17 protein-coding genes are annotated in these 23,437 nt (G+C 71.0%); 12 read left to right on the top strand and 5 right to left on the bottom strand.

Annotated elements, in window-relative coordinates; translation table 11 throughout:
• The first annotated feature begins 7 nt into the window (after positions 1-7).
• The 3 genes from OG730_RS06445 (at position 8) to OG730_RS06435 (ending at position 4,689) form a co-directional block, all read left to right on the top strand.
• Complete coding sequence (locus tag OG730_RS06445; protein WP_327303283.1) at positions 8-1,150, top strand: acyl-CoA dehydrogenase family protein; 1,143 nt, start codon at positions 8-10, stop codon at positions 1,148-1,150.
• An 88-nt stretch (positions 1,151-1,238) separates the two neighbouring features.
• Positions 1,239-2,453 carry an acetyl-CoA C-acetyltransferase gene (locus OG730_RS06440; protein ID WP_327303282.1) on the top strand — a complete coding sequence of 405 codons (1,215 nt, stop codon included), beginning with the start codon at positions 1,239-1,241 and terminating at the stop codon, positions 2,451-2,453.
• 55 nt (positions 2,454-2,508) lie between these two features.
• Positions 2,509-4,689 (top strand): 3-hydroxyacyl-CoA dehydrogenase NAD-binding domain-containing protein, encoded by a 2,181-nt coding sequence (locus OG730_RS06435; protein WP_327303281.1) that lies wholly within the window; start codon positions 2,509-2,511, stop codon positions 4,687-4,689.
• A gap of 24 nt (positions 4,690-4,713) precedes the next feature.
• Here the strand turns inward: OG730_RS06435 and OG730_RS06430 are convergent, their stop codons facing one another.
• Both OG730_RS06430 and OG730_RS06425 read right to left on the bottom strand, forming a co-directional pair.
• Positions 4,714-5,385: a maltokinase N-terminal cap-like domain-containing protein gene (locus tag OG730_RS06430; RefSeq protein WP_327303280.1), complete on the bottom strand. Its 672-nt coding sequence runs from the start codon at positions 5,383-5,385 to the stop codon at positions 4,714-4,716.
• Positions 5,348-6,124 (bottom strand): MerR family transcriptional regulator, encoded by a 777-nt coding sequence (locus OG730_RS06425; protein ID WP_327303279.1) that lies wholly within the window; start codon positions 6,122-6,124, stop codon positions 5,348-5,350. The genes OG730_RS06430 and OG730_RS06425 overlap by 38 nt, the downstream gene beginning before the upstream one ends.
• A 97-nt stretch (positions 6,125-6,221) precedes the next feature.
• Between OG730_RS06425 and OG730_RS06420 the strand changes: the two genes are divergently transcribed.
• From OG730_RS06420 to OG730_RS06400, 5 genes are all read left to right on the top strand, one after another.
• Complete coding sequence (locus tag OG730_RS06420) at positions 6,222-8,081, top strand: AMP-dependent synthetase/ligase (protein WP_327303278.1); 1,860 nt, start codon at positions 6,222-6,224, stop codon at positions 8,079-8,081.
• 121 nt (positions 8,082-8,202) lie between these two features.
• Complete coding sequence (gene aspT, locus OG730_RS06415) at positions 8,203-9,885, top strand: aspartate-alanine antiporter (RefSeq protein ID WP_327303277.1); 1,683 nt, start codon at positions 8,203-8,205, stop codon at positions 9,883-9,885.
• Between the two features lie 43 nt (positions 9,886-9,928).
• On the top strand, positions 9,929-11,632 hold the full coding sequence (gene aspT / locus OG730_RS06410) for an aspartate-alanine antiporter (protein ID WP_327303276.1): 1,704 nt from the start codon (positions 9,929-9,931) through the stop codon (positions 11,630-11,632).
• A 56-nt stretch (positions 11,633-11,688) separates the two neighbouring features.
• Positions 11,689-13,347 (top strand): bifunctional aspartate transaminase/aspartate 4-decarboxylase, encoded by a 1,659-nt coding sequence (locus OG730_RS06405; RefSeq protein ID WP_327303275.1) that lies wholly within the window; start codon positions 11,689-11,691, stop codon positions 13,345-13,347.
• A 44-nt stretch (positions 13,348-13,391) separates the two neighbouring features.
• Positions 13,392-14,810, top strand: coding sequence for an ankyrin repeat domain-containing protein (locus OG730_RS06400; RefSeq protein ID WP_327303274.1), 1,419 nt, complete (start codon positions 13,392-13,394; stop codon positions 14,808-14,810).
• 79 nt (positions 14,811-14,889) lie between these two features.
• On the opposite strand, the gene sph is transcribed toward OG730_RS06400, so the two are convergent.
• Positions 14,890-15,879: a sphingomyelin phosphodiesterase gene (sph, locus tag OG730_RS06395; protein WP_327303273.1), complete on the bottom strand. Its 990-nt coding sequence runs from the start codon at positions 15,877-15,879 to the stop codon at positions 14,890-14,892.
• A gap of 130 nt (positions 15,880-16,009) precedes the next feature.
• Entirely contained in the window at positions 16,010-16,258 is a 249-nt protein-coding gene (locus OG730_RS06390; protein WP_327303272.1) for a hypothetical protein, read from the bottom strand.
• A gap of 94 nt (positions 16,259-16,352) precedes the next feature.
• Here OG730_RS06390 and OG730_RS06385 point away from each other — a divergent pair, with 94 nt between their 5' ends.
• The gene (locus tag OG730_RS06385; protein ID WP_327303271.1) at positions 16,353-17,219 is read left to right on the top strand and encodes an oxygenase MpaB family protein; all 867 of its coding nucleotides are present in this window, start codon (positions 16,353-16,355) and stop codon (positions 17,217-17,219) included.
• A gap of 34 nt (positions 17,220-17,253) precedes the next feature.
• Here the strand turns inward: OG730_RS06385 and OG730_RS06380 are convergent, their stop codons facing one another.
• Positions 17,254-18,777 carry a M1 family metallopeptidase gene (locus tag OG730_RS06380; protein WP_327303270.1) on the bottom strand — a complete coding sequence of 508 codons (1,524 nt, stop codon included), beginning with the start codon at positions 18,775-18,777 and terminating at the stop codon, positions 17,254-17,256.
• A gap of 306 nt (positions 18,778-19,083) precedes the next feature.
• Between OG730_RS06380 and OG730_RS06375 the strand changes: the two genes are divergently transcribed.
• The 3 genes from OG730_RS06375 to OG730_RS06365 all read left to right on the top strand — a co-directional run bounded on the left by OG730_RS06375 (position 19,084) and on the right by OG730_RS06365 (position 23,213).
• The gene (locus tag OG730_RS06375; RefSeq protein ID WP_327303269.1) at positions 19,084-19,659 is read left to right on the top strand and encodes an isochorismatase family protein; all 576 of its coding nucleotides are present in this window, start codon (positions 19,084-19,086) and stop codon (positions 19,657-19,659) included.
• A gap of 54 nt (positions 19,660-19,713) precedes the next feature.
• Entirely contained in the window at positions 19,714-20,577 is an 864-nt protein-coding gene (locus tag OG730_RS06370) for an SCO6745 family protein (protein WP_327303268.1), read from the top strand.
• Between the two features lie 137 nt (positions 20,578-20,714).
• A complete protein-coding gene (locus tag OG730_RS06365) occupies positions 20,715-23,213 on the top strand; it encodes a Tex family protein (RefSeq protein ID WP_327303267.1) in 2,499 nt (832 codons plus the stop codon).
• Positions 23,214-23,437 lie beyond the last annotated feature (224 nt).

The raw sequence follows: 23,437 nt of genomic DNA, 5'->3' as shown, positions 1-23,437 counted from the left end.
CCCGAACATGAAGCGCCAGCTCTTCGACGCCGACCACGAGGCGTTCCGCGAAACCGTCCGCACCTTCCTCAGCAAGGAGGTGCTGCCGCACTACGAGCAGTGGGAGAAGGACGGGATCGTCAGCCGCGAGGCCTGGCGGGCCGCCGGCCGCCAGGGGCTGCTGGGCCTGGCCGTCCCGGAGGAGTACGGGGGCGGCGGGAACACCGACTTCCGCTACGCGGCGGTGATCGCCGAGGAGTTCACCCGGGCGGGCGCCGCCGGGCTCGCGATCGGCCTGCACAACGACATCATCGGGCCGTACCTGACCTCGCTGGCCACCGAGGAGCAGAAGCGCCGCTGGCTGCCGGGCTTCTGCTCGGGCGAGATCATCACCGCCATCGCGATGACCGAACCGGGCGCCGGCTCCGACCTCCAGGGCATCCGGACCACCGCCGAGGACGCGGGCGACCACTGGGTGCTCAACGGCTCCAAGACCTTCATCTCCAACGGCATCCTCGCCGACCTGGTGATCGTGGTCGCGAAGACCACCCCCGAGGGCGGGGCGCACGGGATGTCCCTGCTGGTCGTGGAGCGCGGTACCGAGGGCTTCGAGCGCGGCCGCAACCTCGACAAGATCGGCCAGAAGGCGCAGGACACCGCCGAGCTGTTCTTCAACGACGTGCGCGTCCCCAAGGAGAACCTGCTCGGCGAGCTCAACGGCGCCTTCGTCCACCTGATGACCAATCTCGCGCAGGAGCGGATGGGCATCGCGATGGCCGGCATCGCCGCCGCCGAGTACCTGCTGGAGATCACCACGCGGTACGTGAAGGAGCGCGAGGCCTTCGGGCGGCCGCTCTCCAAGCTCCAGCACGTCCGCTTCGAGATCGCCGAGATGGCCACCGAGTGCGCGGTCACCCGTACCTTCCTCGACCGCTGCATCACCGACCACTCCAACGGGGAACTGGACCACGTCCACGCCTCGATGGCGAAGTGGTGGGCCACCGAGCTCCAGAAGCGGGTCGCCGACCGCTGTCTGCAACTGCACGGCGGATACGGCTACATGACCGAGTACCGGGTCGCCCGGGCCTTCACCGACGGCCGCATCCAGACCATCTACGGCGGCACGACCGAGATCATGAAGGAGATCATCGGCCGTTCCCTACTGGCCTGACCTCTCCCTGTCTCCCTGTCTCCCTGTGATCCTCCCCCTGCTTCCCCTTGATCCTCCCCTGCCTCCGCACCCCCGAAAGGCTTGACCAGTGAGCACCGAAGCGTACGTATACGACGCGATCCGCACGCCGCGCGGACGGGGCAAGGCCAACGGCTCCCTGCACGGCACCAAGCCGATCGACCTGGTCGTCGGCCTCATCCACGCCCTGCGCGAGCGCAACCCCGGCCTGGACCCCGGCACCATCGACGACATCGTGCTCGGCGTCGTCAGCCCGGTCGGCGACCAGGGCTCCGACATCGCCCGGATCGCGGCGATCGCCGCCGGGCTGCCGGACACCGTCGCGGGCGTCCAGGAGAACCGCTTCTGCGCCTCGGGCCTCGAAGCGGTCAACATGGCCGCCGCGAAGGTCCGCTCCGGCTGGGAGGACCTGGTCCTCGCGGGCGGCGTGGAATCGATGTCCCGCGTCCCGATGGCCTCGGACGGCGGAGCCTGGTTCAACGACCCGATGACCGGCTGGGACACCGACTTCGTCCCGCAGGGCATCGGCGCCGACCTGATCGCCACCATCGAGGGCTTCTCCCGGCGGGACGTGGACGAGTACGCCTCGCTGTCCCAGGAGCGGGCCGCCGCCGCCATCAAGGACGGCCGCTTCGCCAAGTCGATCGTCCCGGTCACCGACCGCAACGGCCTGGTGGTCCTGGACCACGACGAGTTCGTCCGTCCCGGCACCACCGCCGACACCCTCGCCCGGCTGAAGCCCTCCTTCGCGGACATCGGCGAGCTCGGCGGCTTCGACGCCGTGGCCCTGCAGAAGTACCACTGGGTCGAGAAGATCGACCACGTCCACCACGCGGGCAACTCCTCCGGCATCGTCGACGGTGCCTCGCTCGTCGCGATCGGGTCCCGCGAGGCGGGGATGCGAAACGGCCTGACGCCCCGCGCGCGGATCGTCTCGGCCGCCGTCTCCGGCTCCGAGCCCACCATCATGCTCACCGGCCCCGCCCCGGCCACCCGCAAGGCCCTCGCCAAGGCCGGCCTGACCATCGACGACATCGACCTGATCGAGATCAACGAGGCCTTCGCCGGCGTCGTGCTCCGCTTCGTCAAGGACATGGGCGTCTCCCTGGACAAGGTCAACGTCAACGGCGGCGCCATCGCGCTCGGCCACCCGCTCGGCGCCACCGGCGCGATGATCCTCGGCACCGTCGTCGACGAACTGGAGCGCCAGGACAAGCGCTACGGCCTCGTCACCCTCTGCGTCGGCGGCGGCATGGGCGTCGCCACCATCGTCGAACGCCTCTGAACCCCGTCCTGATCCCCGATCCCTGATCCCACCCCCGACACGGAAGTTGCGAACCATGAGCGAGTCCACCACGATCCGCTGGGAACAGGACGAGACCGGCGTCGTCACCCTGGTCCTCGACGACCCGAACCAGTCCGCCAACACGATGAACCAGGCCTTCAAGGACTCCATCGCCCGGATCGCGGAGCGCGCCGAGGCCGAGAAGGACTCCATCCGCGGCATCATCTTCACCTCCGCCAAGAAGACCTTCTTCGCGGGCGGCGACCTCAAGGACATGATCCGGCTGCGCCCCGAGGATGCCCGGCTGGCCTTCGACACCGGCACCGCCATCAAGGCCTCGCTGCGCCGCATCGAGACCCTCGGCAAGCCCGTCGTCGCCGCCATCAACGGTACGGCCCTCGGCGGCGGTTACGAGATCTGCCTGGCCTCCCACCACCGGGTGGCCCTCGACGCGCCCGGCTCCCGGCTCGGCCTGCCCGAGGTCACCCTCGGCCTGCTCCCGGCCGGCGGCGGCGTCACCCGGACCGTCCGCCTGATGGGCATCGCCGACGCGCTCCTCAAGGTGCTGCTGCAGGGGACCCAGTACACCCCCCAGCGCGCCCTGGACAACGGTCTGGTGCACGAACTGGCCGCCACGCCCGAGGAGATGCTCGCCAAGGCGCACGCCTTCATCGACGCGAACCCGGAATCGAAGCAGCCGTGGGACGTCCCCGGCTACAAGATCCCGGGCGGTACGCCGTCCACCCCGCGGTTCGCCGCCAACCTCCCGGCCTTCCCGGCCAACTTGAAGAAGCAGCTGAACGGGGCCCCGTACCCGGCCCCGCGCAACATCCTGGCCTGCGCCGTCGAAGGCGCCCAGGTGGACTTCGAGACCGCGCTGACCATCGAGGCCCGCTACTTCACCGAGCTGGTCACCGGGCAGACCGCCAAGAACATGATCCAGGCGTTCTTCTTCGACCTCCAGGCCGTCAACGCCGGCCGCAGCCGCCCGCAGGGCGTGGCACCCCGCAAGGTCTCCAAGGTCGCGGTCCTCGGCGCCGGCATGATGGGCGCGGGCATCGCCTACTCCTGCGCCCGCGCGGGCATCGAGGTGGTGCTGAAGGACGTCACCCCCGAGGCCGCCGCCAAGGGCAAGGCGTACTCCGAGAAGCTGCTCGACAAGGCACTGTCCCGGGGCCGCACCACCGAGGCCAAGCGCGCCGAACTGCTCGCCCGGATCACCCCGACCGCCGAGCCGTCCGACCTGGCGGGCTGCGACGCCGTCATCGAGGCCGTCTTCGAGGACACCGCCCTCAAGCACAAGGTGTTCCAGGAGATCCAGGAGTACCTCACCCCCGACGCGCTGCTCTGCTCCAACACCTCCACGCTGCCCATCACGGGCCTCGCGGAAGGGGTTTCGCGGCCCGCCGACTTCATCGGACTGCATTTCTTCTCGCCCGTGGACAAGATGCCGCTGGTCGAGATCATCAAGGGCGAGCGCACCGGGGACGAGGCCATCGCCCGCGCCTTCGACCTCGTACGGCAGATCAACAAGACCCCGATCGTGGTCAACGACTCGCGCGGGTTCTTCACCTCGCGGGTCATCGGCCAGTTCATCAACGAGGGCGTCGCCATGGTCGGCGAGGGCATCGAGCCCGCCTCCATCGAGCAGGCCGCGGCCCAGGCCGGATATCCGGCCAAGGTGCTCTCCCTGATGGACGAGCTGACCCTCACGCTGCCCCGCAAGATCCGCAACGAGACCCGCAAGGCCTTCGAGGCCGAGGGCCGGGACTGGCCGGAGCACCCGGCCGACACCGTCATCGACCGGATGGTCGACGAGTTCGGGCGCCCCGGGCGCAGCGGCGGCGGCGGGTTCTACGCGTACGACGAGAGCGGCAAGCGCGCCGGGATCTGGCCGGGGCTGCGGGAGCACTTCACCAAGGACGGGTACGCGATCCCGTTCGAGGACATGAAGGAGCGGATGCTCTTCTCCGAGGCGCTGGACACCGTCCGCTGCTTCGACGAGGGGGTCCTCACCTCGTACGCCGACGCCAACATCGGCTCCATCATGGGCATCGGCTTCCCGGCCTGGACCGGCGGCGTGATCCAGTACATCAACGGCTACGAGGGCGGCCCGGCCGGGTTCGTGGCCCGGGCCCGCGAGCTGGCCGAGAAGTACGGCGAGCGTTTCGCCCCGCCCGCCTCCCTGGTGGAGAAGGCCGGGCGGGGAGAGACGTACGCGGACCGAACGGTCTGAGGGGAGCGAGGAGCGGGACCAGGATCAGGAGGCGGCGTCGCCGGCGGTGTGCAGCTCCGCGAACACGCCCCGGTACGCCGCCCCGTCCGGCGTGGTCCAGCCGGCCGTGAGCCGGCCGACGGCCGCCGAGGCGTCCCGCGGCCCCGAATCCCCGGGCCGCAGGACGCGCGCGAGGGCCAGCGCCGGGGTGCCCGGCAGGCGCACCTCGGTGCCCCGCGCGGTGTCGGTGACTTCCGGCCGCCCCTGGAGGGCCGCCGGGAGCCCCGGGCCCTCGTACCAGGCGGTGACCGAGGGGTCGGTGGTACCGCTGTCGCACTGGTCCTGCGCCACGGCGCGGCCCTCGATCAGCGCGAGCAACTGGCCCACGAGCACCGGGTCGTGGGCGCCGTCGTAGATCCAGCGGGTGCCGAGCACCCCGTGCTCGGAGGTGCCCACGAGAGCGGCCCCGGCGCCCTCCAGCGGGGCGCCGCGGTAGGTCAGGGGCACGAGGTAGGAGGTTTCCCGGCCGCCCGATCGGTCGGTGAGCACCATGAACTCGATGCCGACCTCGCCCTCGGGGTCATCGAGCCGGAACCCGCCCGAGCGGTCGAGCTCGGGGGTCTGTCCGGTGGACGCGTACCACGGCCGCGTCGGAAGCCAGGCTGTCAGAAGCTCCGTCTTACCGGGCTTCATGGTGGTTGCGTAGATCATCGCCATGGCCTGAACCTACCGGCTCCGAGACGAAGGCAGCCCGCAGTTCCTCCTTCAGCGAGCGCTGGAACGCGGTCACCAGGGCCTGTACCACCATCGGCTGCATGTGCGCGGAGAGCGCCTTCATCGACTCCACCCGCTCCGGATCGCTCTCGCCCTCCGTGAACGGCCCCCACACCTCGTCCCGGAACAGCGCGGTCAGTTGGTGCGCCGCCGTCCGCGCGTGGCCGAGCAGCACCTCGCGCGCGGCCAGGATCGTCTCGTGGGCGATCGGCACGTCGAGCAGCGCGACCCCGAGCCGCAGCAGTCCCACGTCCACCCGGAAGCCCTCCGGGGTCGGCGTCAGCACGTTCATGGCCGTCAGCCGCCGGATGTCGGTCTCCGTCAGCGTCCGCCCGGCCCGCTTCTCCAGCTCCGCGCGGGAGGAGTCCAGCGCCGCGTCCGGGGCCCAGGTCGCCACCAGCGCGCGGTGGATGGCCAGATCGTGCGCACTCAGGTCGTCGGGCAGGGCGTCGAGGTAGCGCTCGATGGCGGAGAGGGTCATGCCCTGGTGCTGCAACTCCTCGATGAGCGCGAGGCGGGACAGGTGCTCCGGCCCGTAACGGCCCACCCGACGGGGTCCGATCACGGGAGGGGGCAAAAGCCCGCGGGTGCTGTAGAACCGTACGGTGCGGACGGTCACACCCGCCCTGGCCGCCAGTTCGTCGACGGTCAGCGACGCCGGCTCCGGTGCCTGGGTGGTCATGGGCTCTCCGCCTTGCTCTCTGATCAGCACGCCGACACGGTTCGTGTTCAACAGTATTGCTGTCGCACCAACGATGTGAAACGGCAAGGAGCTGCCCATGCCCACGAAACTGCGACTGCCCGCACCTGCTGAAGAGCTCACCCTGCCCGCCCTGCTGGCGCGCAACGCCGCCGAACACGGTGATCTTCCCGCCCTCTCGTGGCGCGAGGGCCCCGACGGCACGGCCTGGACCACCCTCAGCTGGTCGGACGTCCGCCGCAAGGTGGCCGTCCTCGCCGCCGGCTACGCCTCCCTCGGCGTCGGACGCGGCGAGCACGTCCTGCTGATGATGGGCAACCGCCCCGAGCACTGGCTCACCGACCTCGCCCTGGTCCACCTCGGCGCCGTCCCCGTCACCGTGTACGGGACCTCCGCGCCCGAGCAGATCGCCCACATAGCCCGCCACAGCCGGGCCCGGCTCGCCGTGGTCGAGGGCGCCCGGGAGCTGGCCCGGTGGGAGCCGCTGCTGGCCGATCCGGCGACCCCGCTCGAACGGCTCGTCGTGGCCGAGGCCCCCGAAGCGGGCCCGCACTCGACCTACGCGTCGGTGTACGCCGGCGGCGTGCACCTGCACCGCTCCGAGGCCTTCGAGAAGGCCTGGCGGGAGACCCGCTCCGAGGACCCGCTCACCGTCGTCTACACCTCGGGCACCACCGGCGACCCCAAGGGGGTGCGCCTGACCCACCGCAACATCGTGCTCCAGTCGGTCCGCCTCGACGGGCACATCGAGCTGCCGGAGCACGCCGAGCACCTCTGCTACCTGCCCTTCGCGCACATAGCCGAGCGGATCCTCGGCATCTACCTCCCGCTCCTGCGGGCCGCCCACGTCCGGCTGTGCGCCGACCCCGCCGCCGTATCGGTCGCGGTGCGCGAGCTGCACCCGGTGCAGTTCTTCGGGGTGCCCCGGGTGTGGGAGAAGCTGGCCGCCTCCGTACGGGCGGTGCTCGGGCGGCTGCCCGAGGAGCAGCGGCGCGCCATCGAAGCCGCGGGCGACCTGGCGCGGGAGCGGGCCGGGCACCGGGAGCGCGGGGAGGAGGTCCCGGCCGCGCTCGAAGCCTCGTACGCCCGGGCCAAGGAAGGGGTGCTGGACCCGCTGCTGACCCTGGCCGGGCTGGACCGCCTGGTCTGGACGGCCAGCGCCACCGCGCCGATGCCGATCGACGTGGTCCGCTTCTGGGCGGGCTGGGGCATCACCATCATGGACGCGTGGGGGCTGACCGAGACCTCCGGGGTGTGCACGGTCAACAGCCCGGACGGCTTCCGGCTGGGTTCCGTGGGCCGCCCGATCGAGGGGCTGGAGCTGCGGATCGCCGAGGACGGGGAGATCTTCACGCGCGGGGAGACGGTCTTCGGCGGGTACCTCCTGCCGGACGGCTCGGTGGAGAGCGCCTCCGACGACGAGGGCTGGTTCCCGACCGGGGACATCGGGCGGCTCGACGAGGCGGGGTTCCTCTGGCTGACCGACCGCAAGAAGGAACTGATCATCACCTCGAACGGGAAGAACGTCTCGCCCGCCCTCGTGGAGAACACCCTCAAGGAACACCCGCTGATCGGCCAGGCCCTGGTGCACGGCGACGGCCGCTCCTACCTCGTCGCCCTCCTCGTCCTGGACCCCGAACTCGGCCCGGCCTGGGCGCAGGCCCAGGGCATCGACGCCGCGGCCGCAACGCCCGCGGAGCTCGCCGCGCACCCGGCCGTACGGGAGGAGGTCGCCCGGGCCGTCGCGGCCGCCAACGCCCGGCTCAACCGCACCGAGCAGATCAAGCGCTACCGGCTGCTGACCGGGGAGTGGGGTCCGGAGTCGGGGGAGCTGACCCCGTCCTTGAAACTGCGCCGCCGGGTGGTCCGGGAGAAGTACGCGGAGCTGATCGAGGGGCTCTACGCGGAGCAGTACGCAGCGCCGTACGAAGCTTCGTAGAAAGGTCCGTCACACGAACGGCCCTACCCGGTGAGCGGATCTTCGCTCACCGGGCAAGGGTGAGGGAATGTGCATATGCCCTGAATTCGCCACGCCGCCCGGCAAGGGCGGCTGATTGCCCATGGGTGTGCTGCAAGACCACCCCGAACTCGCCCTGTTCCTCTGCCTCGCGGCCGGATACCTGCTGGGCAAGGTGCGCGTGGGCCCGATCACCCTCGGCGGCATCTGCGGCACGCTGATCGTGTCGCTGCTGCTCGGCGCCTGGGCCAAGATCGAGATCGACGCCGACGTGAAGACGATCTTCTTCGCGCTCTTCATCTTCGCCCTCGGTTACATGGCCGGACCGCAGTTCTTCGCCAACCTCAACCGCAAGAGCATGCGCTTCTTCGCGCTCTGCTTCATCGAGCTCGTCAGCGTGCTCGGCCTGGCCTACTTCCTTGCCAAGGCCTTCGACCTCGACGTCGGCACCGCCTCGGGCATCCTCGCGGGCGCGGCCACCGAATCCGCCGTGGTCGGCACCGCCACCGAGGCGATCGGCAAGCTGCCCGACCTGACCGCGGAGCAGATCACCACGTACCAGGGCCACGTGGCCACCGCGTACACGGTGTGCTACCTCTTCGGCCTGGTCACCATCGTCATCTACACCAGCCAGATCATGCCGATGCTGCTCCGCACCAACCTCGCGGAAGCCTCGCGCGAGCTGTGGGAGAAGATGCGCGGCGGCGGCTCCGGCGGCCTGGAGAGCGACGAGCAGGAGGCGGTGCCCGGCCTGGTCGGGCGCACCCACCTGGTCACCCTCGCCGACGGCCGCACCGTGGGGAACCTGGAAGCGGCCTTCGACGGCAGGGTCACCGTGGAGGCGATCCGGCGCGGTTCCAAGGACCTCACCCCCAGCCCGGACCTCGAACTCGTGCTCTCCGACCTCGTCCTCGTCGTCGGCCGGCGCTCCGAGGCCATCGCGGCGGGCCGGGCCATCGGCCCGGAGACCCCCGGCATCCCGGGCGTGGACACCCCGCTGGCCACCCGGCAGGTCGCCATGACCGACAAGTCGGTCGCCGGCAAGTCCCTGGACCAGATCCGCGCCACCCACCCGGAGTTCGGGCGCAGCGGCGTGTACGTGACCGACGTGCTCCGCGGCGAGCAGCACCTGCCCGCCAACCCGGACACCATCGTCGAGCGCGGAGACGTCGTCACCCTCGTGGGCGCCCGCTCGGGCCTGAACCGGATCGTGGAGAAGATCGGCACGGTGGCCAAGAACGACGCCACCGACTTCATCTACCTCGGTCTCGGCATCGCGATGGGCTCGCTCATCGGGCAGATCGTGGTCCGCGCCGGCGGGGTCCCGCTCTCGCTCGGCACCGGCGGCGGCTGCCTGATCTCGGGTCTGCTCTTCGGGTGGTTCCGCTCCCGCCGGCAGACCTTCGGCGCCTTCCCGCCGCAAGCGGCCACCACGATCAAGGACATGGGGCTCGCGGTCTTCATCGCCTGCACCGGGCTGACCTCGGGCCCGCAGGCCTGGCCGCTCCTCAAGGAGTACGGGGCCCTGCTGCCGTTCGCCGGGATCGCCATGGTCCTCGTACCGGCCACGATCTCGCTGGTCGTCGGGCGCAAGTTCCTGAAGATCGAGAAGCCGCTGCTGATCGGCGCCATCGCCGGACAGCAGTGCTCCACCCCGGCCATCACCTCGGTCACGCAGGTGGCGCAGAGCTCGGTCCCGATGCTCGGCTACACGATCACCTACGCCCTGTCCAACTTCCTGCTCCCACTCACCGGACCGATCCTCGTCGGGATCCTAGGCGCCTGACGCCGTCCCGCCACGTCCTCAATCCCACCCGGACGGCGCCCACATGATCGATTTCCTGAACAGGAACATCTTCCAGCCACACCCCGAACTCCTGGTCTTCATCACCGTCGCGCTCGGCTTCCTCGTCGGGAAGCTGCGCTGGAAGGCGATCGGGCTGGGCGCCGTCACCGGTTGCCTCATCGTCGGACTCGTCTTCGGCGCCCAGTTCAAGATCACCATCGACGGGACCGTGAAGAACCTCTTCTTCACCATGTTCCTCTTCGCCCTCGGCTACAAGGTCGGCCCGCAGTTTTTCCGCGGCCTGAAGAAGGACGGCCTCCCGCAGGTCGTCAACGCGGTGATCGTCTGCGTCACCGGCCTGCTGGTCTCCTGGGGCTTCGCCGTCATGCTCGGCTACGGGCCGGGGCTCAGCGCCGGCCTGCTGGGCGGCGCGCTCACCCAGTCCGCCGTCATCGGCGTGGCCCAGGACGCCATCGGCAACCTGCCGGGCCTCTCGCCCGACCAGATCAAGGAACAGCAGGACTTCGTCGCCGTCGGCTACGCGGTCACCTACCCGCTCGGCACCATCCTCTGCGCGATGCTCCTGGCCAACGTGCTGCCCCGGCTCTACCGGCGCAACCTCGCGGCCGAGAGCGCCCAGATCGCCAAGGAGATGGACGCGCCCAGCGACAACCCCGACCTGCGCGAGGGGTACTACGAGATCGTCCTGCGGGCCTACACCATCCAGCGGCCCGATCTCGTCGGACGGACCATCGACGACTTCGAGAACCAGCAGAAGGCACTGGGCCACCGCATCTACCTCACCCGGGTCCGCCGGGACGGGCAGATCCTCGACCACACCCAGCAGACCACCCTGCTCGCGGGCGACGTCGTCGCCGTCAGCGCCCTGCGCGGATCCCTGGTCGACTTCGACGCCCGCACCCACATCGGCCCCGAGACCGACGACGTCGAACTCCTCGGCTACCAGACCGAGACGCTGCACGTGGTCGCCTCGGAGAAGGGGCAGCTCGGCAAGACCATCGCGGACCTGCGCGCCGAGCCGTTCATGGTCGGCGTCTTCATCGACAAGCTCTACCGCTCCGGTACGGAGTTCCCCTACCGGCTCGCCACCCCGCTGGAGCGCGGCGACACCCTGATCCTGTCCGGCCCCAAGCGGCTGGTCGACCCGGCGGGCAAGGCCATCGGCAAGCCGGTGCCCACCAGCTTCGCCACCGACATGATCTGGGTGGGCCTGGGCATCTTCCTCGGCGGCTGCCTGGGCATCCCGGCGCTCACCGCGGGCGGGGTCCCGATCTCGCTGTCCACCTCGGGCGGCGCGCTCATCATGGGCCTGGTCTTCGGCTGGATCCGCGGCAAGTACCCGACGTACGGCAACGTCCCGCCCGGCGCCCAGTGGTTCATGGACACCCTCGGGCTCTGCCTCTTCGTCGCGGTCGTCGGCATCAACGCCGGGCCCAGCTTCACCAGCGGGCTGGCCACCGCCGGCTGGGGACTGCTGCTCTTCGGAGCCATCGCCACGCTGATCCCGCTCCTGGTCGGCTTCCTCGTCGGCCACCACGTCCAGAAGATCCGCTTCCCGATCCTGATGGGCGTCCTGGCGGGCGGCCAGACCACCACGGCGGCGATCGGCGCGGTCAACGAACAGTCCAAATCGCAGGTGCCGACGCTCGGTTACACGATCCCCTACGCGATCAGCAACGTGCTGCTGACCATTTGGGGCGCCGTGATCGTCATCCTCAACCACTGACGCAGAGCCCCCTCGAACCACACCTCGAACCACACCTCGAACTAAAGGAAGTCACCGTGCCGAAGACCACCTTCAGCCGCGAGGAAATCCAGTCCTTCGCGCAGCTCAGCCCCTTCGAGCTGAAGGACAAGTTCATCCAGCTCGCCACGGCCGCCCAGGCCGACAAGCCGGGCCAGAAGGACACCACCGCCCGCGCCATGCTCAACGCGGGCCGCGGCAACCCGAACTGGATCGCCACCGGGCCGCGCGAGGCCTTCTACGCGCTGGGCTACTTCGCGCTGGAGGAGTCCCGGCGGGTGTGGACCGCCGACAACCTGGGCGGGATGCCGGAGAAGAAGGGCATCGCGGAGCGGTTCGAGTCCTGGACCCGGCGCCACCCGGACCTGCCGGGCGTGGAGATGCTCTCCGCCTGCGTCCAGTACGCGCTGAAGCGCTGGCCGTTCGACAAGGACGCCTTCGTGCACGAGCTGACCGACTCCATCACGGGCGACAACTACCCCGTCCCGGACCGGATGCTGACCCACGCGGAGCACATCGTGCGCGGCTACGTGGCCGACGAGATGTTCGGCAAGAAGCCGCCGGAGGGCAACAACCTGTCGCTGTTCGCGACCGAGGGCGGCACCGCCGCCATGTGCTACATCTTCGACTCCCTGATGAAGAACGGGATCCTGAAGAAGGGCGACAAGATCGCCCTGATGACCCCGGTGTTCACCCCGTACATCGAGATCCCCGAGCTCGACACCTTCGAGTTCGAGGTGGTCAACGTCTCCGCGAGCCTCTTCGCCGAGACCGGCGTGCGCCAGTGGCGCTACCCGGAGGAGGAGGTCGCCAAGCTGGCCGACCCCTCCGTGAAGCTCGTCTGCCTGGTCAACCCCTCCAACCCGCCCTCGCTCGCGCTGAGCGACCGGGTGGCGAACCAGATCAAGGACATCGTCGCCACCAGCAACCCGAACCTGCTGATCGTCACGGACGACGTGTACGGCACCTTCGTGCCCGGCTTCCGCTCGATCGCCGCCGACCTGCCGCGCAACACCCTGCTCGTGTACTCGTACTCCAAGCACTACGGCTGCACCGGCTGGCGGCTCGGCGTCATCGGGCTGCACGACGACAACGTCATCGACGCGATGGTCGCGAACTTCCCCCAGGACCAGAAGGACCGCCTCGCCAAGCGGTACGGCACCCTCAGCCTGGAGCCGGAGAAGATCCGCTTCATCGACCGGCTCGTCGCGGACTCCCGGTCGGTGGCCCTCAACCACACGGCCGGCCTCTCGCTGCCGCAGCAGACGATGATGGTGCTCTTCTCGCTCTTCGACATGCTGGACGAGGGCCAGGCGTACAAGGAGCGCATCCGGCAGATCGTCCACCGCAGGCTCGACCTCCTCCTGGAGGGAGCCCAGATGAAGATCTCCGAGGACGACAAGCGGGCCGGGTACTACATCGAGCTCGACCTGCTGGCCGAGGCGGAACGGGTGCACGGCAAGGACTTCGCCGACTTCCTGGAGAAGAACTACGAGCCCGTCGACCCGCTGTTCCGGCTCGCCGAGCAGACCTCGGTGGTCCTCCTCAACGGCGGCGGATTCGACGGCCCCCAGTGGTCGGTGCGCGTCTCGCTGGCCAACCTCGACGATCTGGACTACCTGAAGATCGGCCACCACCTGCGGGCCATCTTCAACGACTACGCCAGCGAGTGGGAGCGGTCGAAGGCCTCCGGCTGAGCGGCTCCTGACCCGCTGTCAGAGGCGGCTGGCACGATCGGTCCATGAGCTTCTTCGATGGACTGATCGTGCCGGATCCGCCGAAGGCGGCCGCTCGGGGGGAGATGCGGCTGGGCGCGTACGAGGCACCGCGGGACGGGGACGAGGAACACCCTCCGGAGCACTGGTTCGCCCCGGCCAGGATCCCGCAGACGCTGGAGGTCGGCGCCGGACCCGAGACGCGCGTCGTGCTCGTGGGCTGGGAGGTGTGGCCCGCCTCGCTGTCGATCAGGCTGGACGTGTTCCTCCGGTGCGTCGCGTACGGCGAGGACAGCTCCGGGCCGGCCGACATCATGGCGCAGCCGCAGCCGCAGCCGCAGCCGCAGCCGCAGCCGCAGCCGCAGCCGCAGCCGGCCTGGTACTCGGACGTGTACGTGCCGCCCGTCCCCGAGCGCGAGCGCGCCGACTGGGAGGGGATGGGATCGCAGGGGTGGGCGGACCCCGAAATCATCCGCGCCCGGCTCGCGGCGGGCGCGGCTCCCGACCCCGACCCTGACGGGGGCCATTTCGGATCGCCGCTGCACCGTACCGCCGAGCGCGGCCGGCCCGAGTCCGTGGCCGAACTCGCCGGGCTCGTCGCCGACGTGGACGCCCTGGACCACCTCGACGGAAGCGGCGTGACCGCACTCTGGGAGGCCGTGGCCCACGGCCGCGCGGACAACGCGGCCGCGCTGCTGGCCGCCGGGGCCGATGCCTGGACGCCCCGGATCGCCGGGCACTCGCCGGGCAGCCTCGCGCTGTGCACCGAAATGGCCGCGCTCTTCGCGGACCTCCCCGGAGCGGTTCCCCGCAGCGCCGAGGAGGTGACGGCGCAGCGGGAGGCCGACGAACAGGCCCTGGTGTTCAGGGGCATCCACACCGAGGGGCTGTCGGTCGCCTTCGTCGGCGGGATCACGGAGGACGAGGCGGTCCGCAGGCTCGGCACGGATCCGGAGCGCTGCCGGGTGCTGGACCTGGACCGTGAGCCCGGCCCGTACGGCACGGGACCCGACGGCTTCGATCCGTACACCGAGGAGGCGGAGCGGTTCATCGGCGTGACGGGAGTGCCGGGCGGCTGCGTGCTGATCCAGCCCTCCTGGTACCGGGCGTACACGCCGAAGGTGCTCGGCGCCCTGTCGCCCGGGCGCCGCGCGTACGGGGTGTACTTCAACGCGGCGGGCGGCACCTTCGGGCAGCTCTCCGTGGACGGCCGGGAGGAGGAGCACGAGGAGATCGGGCTCCCGCCGTACGAGGGGTCGCCGCAGGGGCACTGGCTGCACCGCTTCTGGCAGTGGGTGCCGGAGGAGGACCTGCGGGGAGCGCGCTCGCTGGCCTACGCCTGCGCGCGGGCGGGGATGCGGCTCGACGACGGGCGCGCCGTGGAGGGCCCGCCGCGCCGCTGGGTGGAACTCCCGGCCGACAGCCCCTTGCTGAGCCGGGACTGAGCCGGGACTGAGCGGGACTGAGCCGGAACCGGACCGGCCGGATGCCCCGCGGTGGCGGCGGGCACCCGGCCGGTTCGGATCAGCGGCCGATCAGCGGGTAGTGGTCGCTGAGGTTGGTGTACGTGTAGGAGGTGCCCCAGCTGGAGACCGTCCAGGGCGCCGACTGCTCCAGGACCACGTTGTTCTCCCAGCCCGCCGGGCGGGCGTTGCCCTTGCGGTAGAGCACGTAGTCCAGGTCCTCGCGCGGATCGGTCGGGTAGCGGTACTTCGCTATCGAGTTCAGCGCGGTGTCGAAGGAGTACGTGTGCCCCGTGCGGGTGTCGGAGGCCGCCAGGTCGGCGTTGGCCAGCATGGTGGCCAGCTCCGGGGTGCGCGAGTCGACGTTCATGTCGCCCGCCACGATGACCTGCTCGCTCGCCGGGATGTTCTTGGCGTCCAGGAACGCGTCGATGTTCCGGAACTGGAGGGCGCGCATCTGCGCCGCCTCGCCCGCGCCGCAGCCGGGGTCGGTGGACTGGGCGTGGGTGCCGACCACGTGGACCTTGGTGCCGTTCACGTTCAGCACGACGTAGGCGAAGCCCTTGTTGGACCACCAGTCGGCGCCGCAGGCGTCCTTGTAGACCACCTGCTCCTTGCGCACGATCGGCCACTTGCTGAGGATCGTGACGCCGCCGTCCTCCGGGGTGGTGGAGGAGTAGGCGCCGCCCGTGGCGTCCCAGCCGCTCTTGCCGCGGCCCACGATCGGGGTCTGGTACGGGTACTGCGCGGCCGAGTTGGCCTTCAGCGCGTCGGAGGCCCCGTTGTCGAAGGCCTCCTGGAGGACGACCACGTCGTGGCCCTGGTACCAGGAGGCCTTGGGGATCTCGGCCGCCCGGTGGTCCTGGCCCCAGTTGGGGTACAGGCTCTTGCTCATCAGGAACGCGTTGTACGACAGGACGCTGAGCCGCGGCGCGGCGGCGCTCTCGGCGGCGGTGGCGGCCGGAGCCGCGGTCGCCACGAGCGATCCGACGGCGATCGCGGCGACGGCCGCGGCGGCGGCGCGGGTCCTGCGGGGCTGGATCTGGGGCATGGAGGTTCCCTCGTTCCTGTGGGGGAAGATCGGCTCCGCCATCCAAGCAGCCAGGGTTACTTCGCGGTAACACCTGTGACACGGGTTTCTGGACGCAGTCCTACTTCTTCGGTGTTTCCGCGGCCGGACCTCAGCCGGCCCGCCGGTCTTCGTCCCGCGCGGAACTCCAGGTGAAGTCCCCGATACCGCCCGGAGCGGAGGCTTCGGGGGCGCCGGAGACCTCGGTGGCGTCCTCCCGGTGGCGGCGGAACCGCAGGAGGAAGTACGGCACCCCGAACAGCGCGACGAGCACCGCGAGGACCAGGGCGAGCGTGACGGCCGTGCCGATCAGCATCCAGGGAGCCAGGTCCCGCAGCAGGGCCCAGGGGGACAGGTTCATGGCGGCAGGATGCACCGTCCACAGGGGTCGGCGGAAGCCGCCGGACCCCCTGCATACTGGGAGAACGGCAGGCCGACACCCTGGGGGAACGCGGATGGGCACGAAGCGAAGCGACCGCGATCCCGAGCCCCCGCCGCCCGGGGGAGTGCTCTGGACCATCGCCGGAGACGTTCGCGCGCTGCTCATGCTGCCCGCCGCCTTCACCCTGCAGGTCGCCCACCCCGCCATCGGCGCCGGCGTCGACGAGCACTCCGTCTTCCGCACCGACCCCTGGGGCCGCGGCGAGCGCTCCCTGCGCTCGGTCCAGCTGTGGGTGTACGGCGGGGCCGACGCCGCGGCCGAGGGGCGCCGGGTGCGCCGCCTGCACAAGGAGATCCAGGGAACCGACACCCGGGGGCGCCCCTACCACTCCCTCGACCCGGCCTGCTACGCCTGGGTGCACGCCACCGGCTTCCCGGTCTACCTGTACGCCGGGCGCTACCTGCTGCGCCCCTTCACCCCGGCCCAGGAGCGTCAGCTCTACCGGGAGTGGCTCCAGGTCGGCCGCATCCTCGGTCTGCACGACCGGGACATGCCGCGGAGCATCGAGGAGTACTGGCCGTACTACCACCGGATGCTGGCCGAGGAGATCGAGCCCACCAAGGTCGCCCGCGAACTCCTCGCCACCGACGCGCCCCTGCCCCGCCCCGCCGGCGGCCCGCTGCCGGTCCGGCTCCTGCTGCGGCTGACCTGGCCCGTCCTGCGGGCCGCCTTCCTGCACTTCCGGGCCTTCGTCACCGCCGGCTACATGCCGCCCGAGGCGCGCGCCGCCATCGGCCTGGAGTGGACCCCGGCCCAGGAACGCCGCCTGCGCCGGTTCAGTACGGCCCTGCGCCTCCTCGTACCCCTGCTGCCGGAGCGCCTGCGCTACCTGCCGATCGCCCGCGCCGCCCGCGCGCGCGAACGCGCCGCCGCCCGCTGAGGGGCGACGGCGCGCAGCTTCGTACGGGGTTGAGTCAGTGCGCGTCGTGCACGGTGTTCGTCGCGGCGATCTTCTTCCACGACTTCGGCTCCGTCGCCTTGCGGGTCGCCGGGGCGCGCAGGGTGCGGGCGCCCGGAGCCGTGGAGGCCTTCGCCGGGTTCAGGGCCGAGGCGTCCGGCTTGCCCGGGGTGTAGAGCCAGGTCTCGAAGAGCTGCGCGAGCGGCTGGTTCGAGATCTTCTCGGCGTAGCGGACGAAGTCGCCGACCTTGGCGTTGCCGTAGGCCCGCTCGGTCGGCCAGCCCTTCAGGATCCGGAAGAACTTCTCGTCGCCGACGTGGTTGCGCAGCGCCTGGATCGCGATCGCACCGCGGTCGTAGACGGCCCCGTGGAACTGGTTCTCCGGACCCGGGTCGCCCGGCTTGACCTGCCAGAACGGGTCCTCGGCCGGCCGCTGTCCGTACGCCCAGTCGGCGAGCTCCTGAGCGGTGCCCTCGCCCTCCTTCTCCGACCACAGCCACTGGCTGTAGCGGGCGAAGCCCTCGTTGACCCAGATGTCCTTCCAACCGTCGACCGACACGCTGTCCCCGTACCACTGGTGGGCCAGCTCGTGCACGACCACGGACACGTTCGCGCCGTTCGCGAACTGCCGGGGGCTGTAGAACGGCCGGGTCTGCGTCTCCAGGGCGAACCCGCTGGGCACGTTCGGCACGTACCCGCCGAGCGCGTTGAAGGGGTACGGCCCGAAGACCCCCTCCAGCCACTCCGCGACCTCACCGGTCCGCTCCACGCTCGCACGCGCCGCGCCCGCGTTGTCGCCGAGGTCCTGGCTGTAGGCGTTCAGGATCGGCAGCCCGCTCGCCGTCTTGTCGGTGGTGATGTCGAACTTTCCGACGGCCAGGGTGGCGAGGTACGTGGCCTGCGGCTTGTTCGAGCGCCAGTTGTACCGGGTCCAGCCCAGCCGTGAACTCTGCGACTGCAGCACGCCGTTGCTGATGGCCTGCGTGCCGTCGGGCACGTTCACCGACACGTCGAAGGTGGCCTTGTCGAGCGGGTGGTCGTTGCTCGGGAACCACCAGGCCGCCGCGTCGGGCTCCTGCGCGGCGACGCCGCCGTCCGGGGTGCGCTGCCAGGCGGACCAGCCGTCGACCTTGAACTCCGAGGGCTTGCCCGCGTACTTGACGACCACGCTCGACTGCTTGCCGCGGGCGAGCGGGGCGGCCGGGGTGACCTCCAGCTCCGAGACGCCGGACTTGGCGAACTTCGCCTTGACCCCGTTGACCCGGATCTCGCTGACGTCCAGGCCGAAGTCCAGGTTGAAGCGGGACAGGTCCTGCTTGGCGGTGGTCAGCAGGGCGGCGGTGCCCTCCAGCAGGTCGGTCTTCGGCTGGTACTGGAGGCGCAGGTCGTAGTGCGACACCTCGTACCCGCCGTTGCCGCTGGCCGGGTAGTAGGGATCGCCGATACCCGGTGCGCCCGGAACGGAACTCGCCGCCGACGCCGGGATCACCAGCAGAAGGGAGGCGGCGAGCACGCTCGGAGCGATGACTTTGCGGTGCACCTTGAACTCCAAAGGGGTAGGGGAGTGGCTTCCGTTCGACCGTATTCACGCTCGGGACCCCACGTCATGTCCATGGCCCCTCCTGTCACATGATCGCCACGCGTCTGAAAAACGCCCGTGCGGAACACGCCCGGCCGGGGCGCCGGCGAGACCCCGCACACCGCCCGCGGCCCGGGGCCCGCGCGGACCGATGTCCGGATCTGCGGCCCGGCCGTCATTGCCCGCGCGTTCGAGGCCTCCTAGCGTTGCCGATGCGGCCCCGAGCGGGCCGCGACCCCACCCCACCCTCGTGAGAACGGCACCCCTATGACCACGACCACCCTGCGTCAGCTCAACGGCTTCGACGAGACCCCCGCGACCTTCGAGGACGCGGTCCTGGTCCTCGTCGACTACCAGAACACCTACACCGGCGGCGTCATGGAGCTCGACGGCTGGGAACCGGCGCTGGCCTCCGCCTCGCTGCTCCTCGCCCGGGCCCGCGAGGCCGGCGCCCCCGTCGTCCACGTCCGCGACGGCGGCTACGGCGTCGACACCGAACCGGGCACCCTGCACGCTTCCGTCGCCCCCCGGGCCGGCGAGGCCGTCGTCACCAAGTCCGTCCCGAACGGCTTCCACGGGACCGATCTCCACGAGATCATCGGGGCCACCGGGCGCAAGAACCTGATCATCGCCGGGTTCATGACCAACATGTGCACCCTGTTCACCACCCAGGGCGCCTTCCTGCACGGCTACGCCCCGACGGTCGTCGCCGACGCCTCGGCGACCCGGGCGCTGGAGAGCCCGGCGGGAGCCCTCACGGCGCGCCAGATCCACCAGGCGGCCCTCGCCACGGTCACCGAGCTCTACGGGGTGGTCGTCGCCACCGGAGCCGAGCTGAGGTAGTCGCGCGACACCTCGCCCTTCTCTCCATACCAAGCAGTCGGTAACCTGCGCGCCATGACTCTTCCGGCGCGCGCCGCCCGTAGCTGCTGGCACGGGGCGATCAATCCGCTGCACTCGACCGTCTACTTCTCGCCCGACCTCGGCAAGGAGTTCGCGGCCCTCGGGATCACCGACCACAACGCCGTCAACCTCGCCTCCCGCTCCGCCGCCATGGGTGCGGTCGGGGCGGGCACGGTGACGGCCACCTTCTACAACTACCGCCACGACCTCGTGGCCCGGCACCTCCCCGCCGTCTGGGACACCGCCACCCCCGCGCAGGTCCTCGCCGCCCGGCTGCGGGCCGCGGACAGCACCCTGCGCCGGCTCCTCGGCGACGAGACCCTCGCGTCCCCCGAGATGGCCGAGGCGGCCGCCCTGGCGATGCGCGCGAGCGAGGCCTGCACCCGGCACGCCCGTACGCTCTACTCGGCCCACGCGGACCTCCCCGTACCCGAGGAGCCGCACCTCAAGCTGTGGCACGCCACCACCCTGCTGCGCGAGCACCGCGGCGACGGGCACCTGGTCGCCCTGCTCACCGTCGGCCTGGACCCGGTCGAGGCCCTGGTCAGCCACACGGCGAGCGGCCACGGCATGACACCGAAGTACCTCAAGCGCATCCGCGGCTGGGAGCAGTCCGACCTGGACGCGGCCGCGGACCGCCTGCGCGAGCGCGGCCTGCTCGATTCCGGAGGCGAGCTCACCCCCGCGGGCGCGGCGCTGCGCGAAGCGCTGGAGACGGAGACCGACCGCCTGGACGAGGCTCCGTACGAGCACCTCGGCGCGGCCGGAGTCGCCCGGCTCGCGGAGATCGGCGGCGGGTTCACCGTGCGGGCCTTCGTCGCCGGAGCCTTCCCCGGGGACCTCATGGGCAAGGCCTGAGACCCCCTACGGACAGGGCTCCCGACGTCCGGGGCCGCCACCTGCCACAATTGGCAGCCTTCCGACGCAGCACGCGGCAGCATCACGCAGCGCGCACCAGCATCACGTACACGTACGAAGGCAGGCGGGACCGCACAGTGACGATGTCCATCGAAGGCAGGATCGCCGAGGAGCTCGGCGTACGGGAGCGGCAGGTCAAGTCCGCCGTCGAGCTGCTCGACGGCGGCTCGACCGTGCCGTTCATCGCGCGCTACCGCAAGGAAGCGACCGAGATGCTCGACGACACCCAGCTGCGCACCCTGGAGGAACGGCTGCGCTACCTGCGCGAGCTGGAGGACCGGCGCGCCTCGATCCTCGACTCCGTACGGGAGCAGGGCAAGCTCGACGCCGAGCTGGAGGCCCGGATCAACGCGGCCGACACCAAGGCCCGGCTGGAGGACATCTACCTCCCCTTCAAGACCAAGCGCCGCACCAAGGCCCAGATCGCCCGTGAAGCCGGCCTCGCCCCGCTCGCCGAGGGGCTGCTGGCCGACCCGTCGGCGGAACCGGCCGTGGCCGCCGCCGCGTTCGTGGACGCCGACAAGGGCGTGGCCGACCCGGCCGCCGCCCTGGAGGGCGCCCGCGCGATCCTCACCGAGAAGTTCGGCGAGGACGCCGACCTGATCGGCGAACTGCGCGAGCGCATGTGGGGCCGCGGCCGGCTCGCCGCGAAGGTCCGCGAGGGCAAGGAGGAGGCGGGCGCCAAGTTCGCCGACTACTTCGACTTCACCGAGCCGTTCACGGCCCTCCCCTCGCACCGCGTGCTCGCCATGCTCCGCGGGGAGAAGGAGGACGTGCTCGACCTCACGCTGGAGCCGGAAGAACCGAGCGAGACTCCCGGACCGTCCACGTACGAGGGCATGGTCGCCCGCCGCTTCGGCGTCAACGATCGCGGCCGTCCCGGCGACAAGTGGCTCGCCGACACCGTCCGCTGGGCCTGGCGCACCAAGATCCAGGTGCACCTCGGCATCGACCTGCGCTCCCGCCTCCGCGCGGCCGCCGAGGACGAGGCGGTACGGGTCTTCGCGTCCAACCTGCGCGACCTGCTGCTCGCCGCGCCCGCGGGCACCCGCGCCACGCTCGGGCTGGACCCGGGCTTCCGCACCGGCGTGAAGGTGGCCGTGGTGGACGCGACCGGCAAGGTGGTCGCCACCGAGGTGATCTACCCGCACGTGCCCGCCAACAAGTGGGACGACGCGCTGGCCAAGCTGGCCCGCCTCGCCAAGGAGCACGCGGTCGAGCTCGTCGCCATCGGCAACGGCACCGCCTCCCGGGAGACCGACAAGCTCGCTGCGGACCTCATCACCCGCAATCCCGAGCTGAAGCTCACCAAGGTCATGGTCTCGGAGGCCGGCGCCTCCGTGTACTCGGCGTCCGCCTTCGCCTCGGCCGAACTCCCCGACATGGACGTGTCGTTGCGCGGCGCCGTCTCCATCGCCCGGCGTCTGCAGGACCCGCTCGCCGAACTGGTGAAGATCGACCCGAAGTCGATCGGCGTCGGCCAGTACCAGCACGACCTGTCCGAGGTGAAGCTCTCGCGTTCGCTGGACGCCGTGGTCGAGGACTGTGTGAACGGCGTCGGCGTCGACGTCAACACCGCCTCCGCGCCGCTGCTTTCGCGGGTGTCGGGCATCAGCGGCGGACTCGCCGAGAACATCGTGGCGCACCGCGATGCCAACGGCCCCTTCCGCAACCGCAAGGGGCTCAAGGACGTGGCCCGCCTCGGCCCGAAGGCGTACGAGCAGTGCGCGGGCTTCCTGCGGATCCGCGGCGGGGACGACCCGCTGGACTCCTCCAGCGTGCACCCCGAGGCCTACCCGGTGGTCCGCACCATGGGCAAGACGGCGGGCAGCGAGGTGGCGGCCCTGATCGGCAACACCGGTGTGCTGCGCTCGCTGCGGCCGGAGCAGTTCGTCACCGAGGCCTTCGGCCTGCCCACGGTCACGGACATCCTGCGCGAGCTGGAGAAGCCGGGCCGGGACCCGAGGCCCGCCTTCAAGACGGCGACCTTCAAGGAGGGAGTCGAGAAGATCGGCGACCTGGCCCCCGGGATGATCCTGGAGGGCGTGGTCACCAATGTGGCCGCCTTCGGCGCCTTCATCGACATCGGCGTCCACCAGGACGGGCTCGCGCACGTCTCGGCGCTGTCCAAGACCTTCGTCAAGGACCCGCGGGACGTGGTGAAGCCGGGCGACATCGTCCGGGTCAAGGTCATGGACGTGGACATCCCGCGCAAGCGGATCTCCCTGACGCTGCGGCTGGAGGACGAGGCGGAGCGCGGCGGCGCCGACGGCGGCGCGCCGAGGCAGCGCGAGGAGCGGGGCGAGCGGCGCGGCGGCGGCCGGCCCCCGCAGCAGCGCGGCCCGGGCGGCCAGGGTGGTCAGAGCGGCCAAGGCGGCGGCGAGCGCGGCCAGGGCGGTCAGGGCGGCTCCCGCGACGGCGGCAAGGGCCGCCGCCAGGGCGGTCAGGGTGGTCAAGGAGGCGGCGGCCAGCGACAGGGCGGGGGCGCTCCGGCCCCCGCCAACAGCGCGATGGCCGACGCCCTGCGCCGCGCGGGGCTCAGCGGCCCCGACGAGCGGGGTGGCCGGGGGCGCTAGCCGTTCGTGACAGTGCGTGCCGGATTGGCTGAATAGGTACCTGACATGGGGACATACCTTGCCAACTCATCCGGATGATCTGTAGGCATGACGGAACGCCCGTTCGTCTTCCGGCGAGCGGGCCTCCGTTTTTCCTTCGGGACCGCATTCCCGAGGTCGCCTTGAAGACCAAGGACGCCATGCCCCAGCCCACGCACGCCTACCACCGTTGCCCGAGAAAGGGT

It is taken from the genome of Streptomyces sp. NBC_01298 (genome assembly GCF_035978755.1).
Taxonomy (GTDB): domain Bacteria; phylum Actinomycetota; class Actinomycetes; order Streptomycetales; family Streptomycetaceae; genus Streptomyces.
This window is presented reverse-complemented; position numbering and strand designations above follow the sequence as displayed.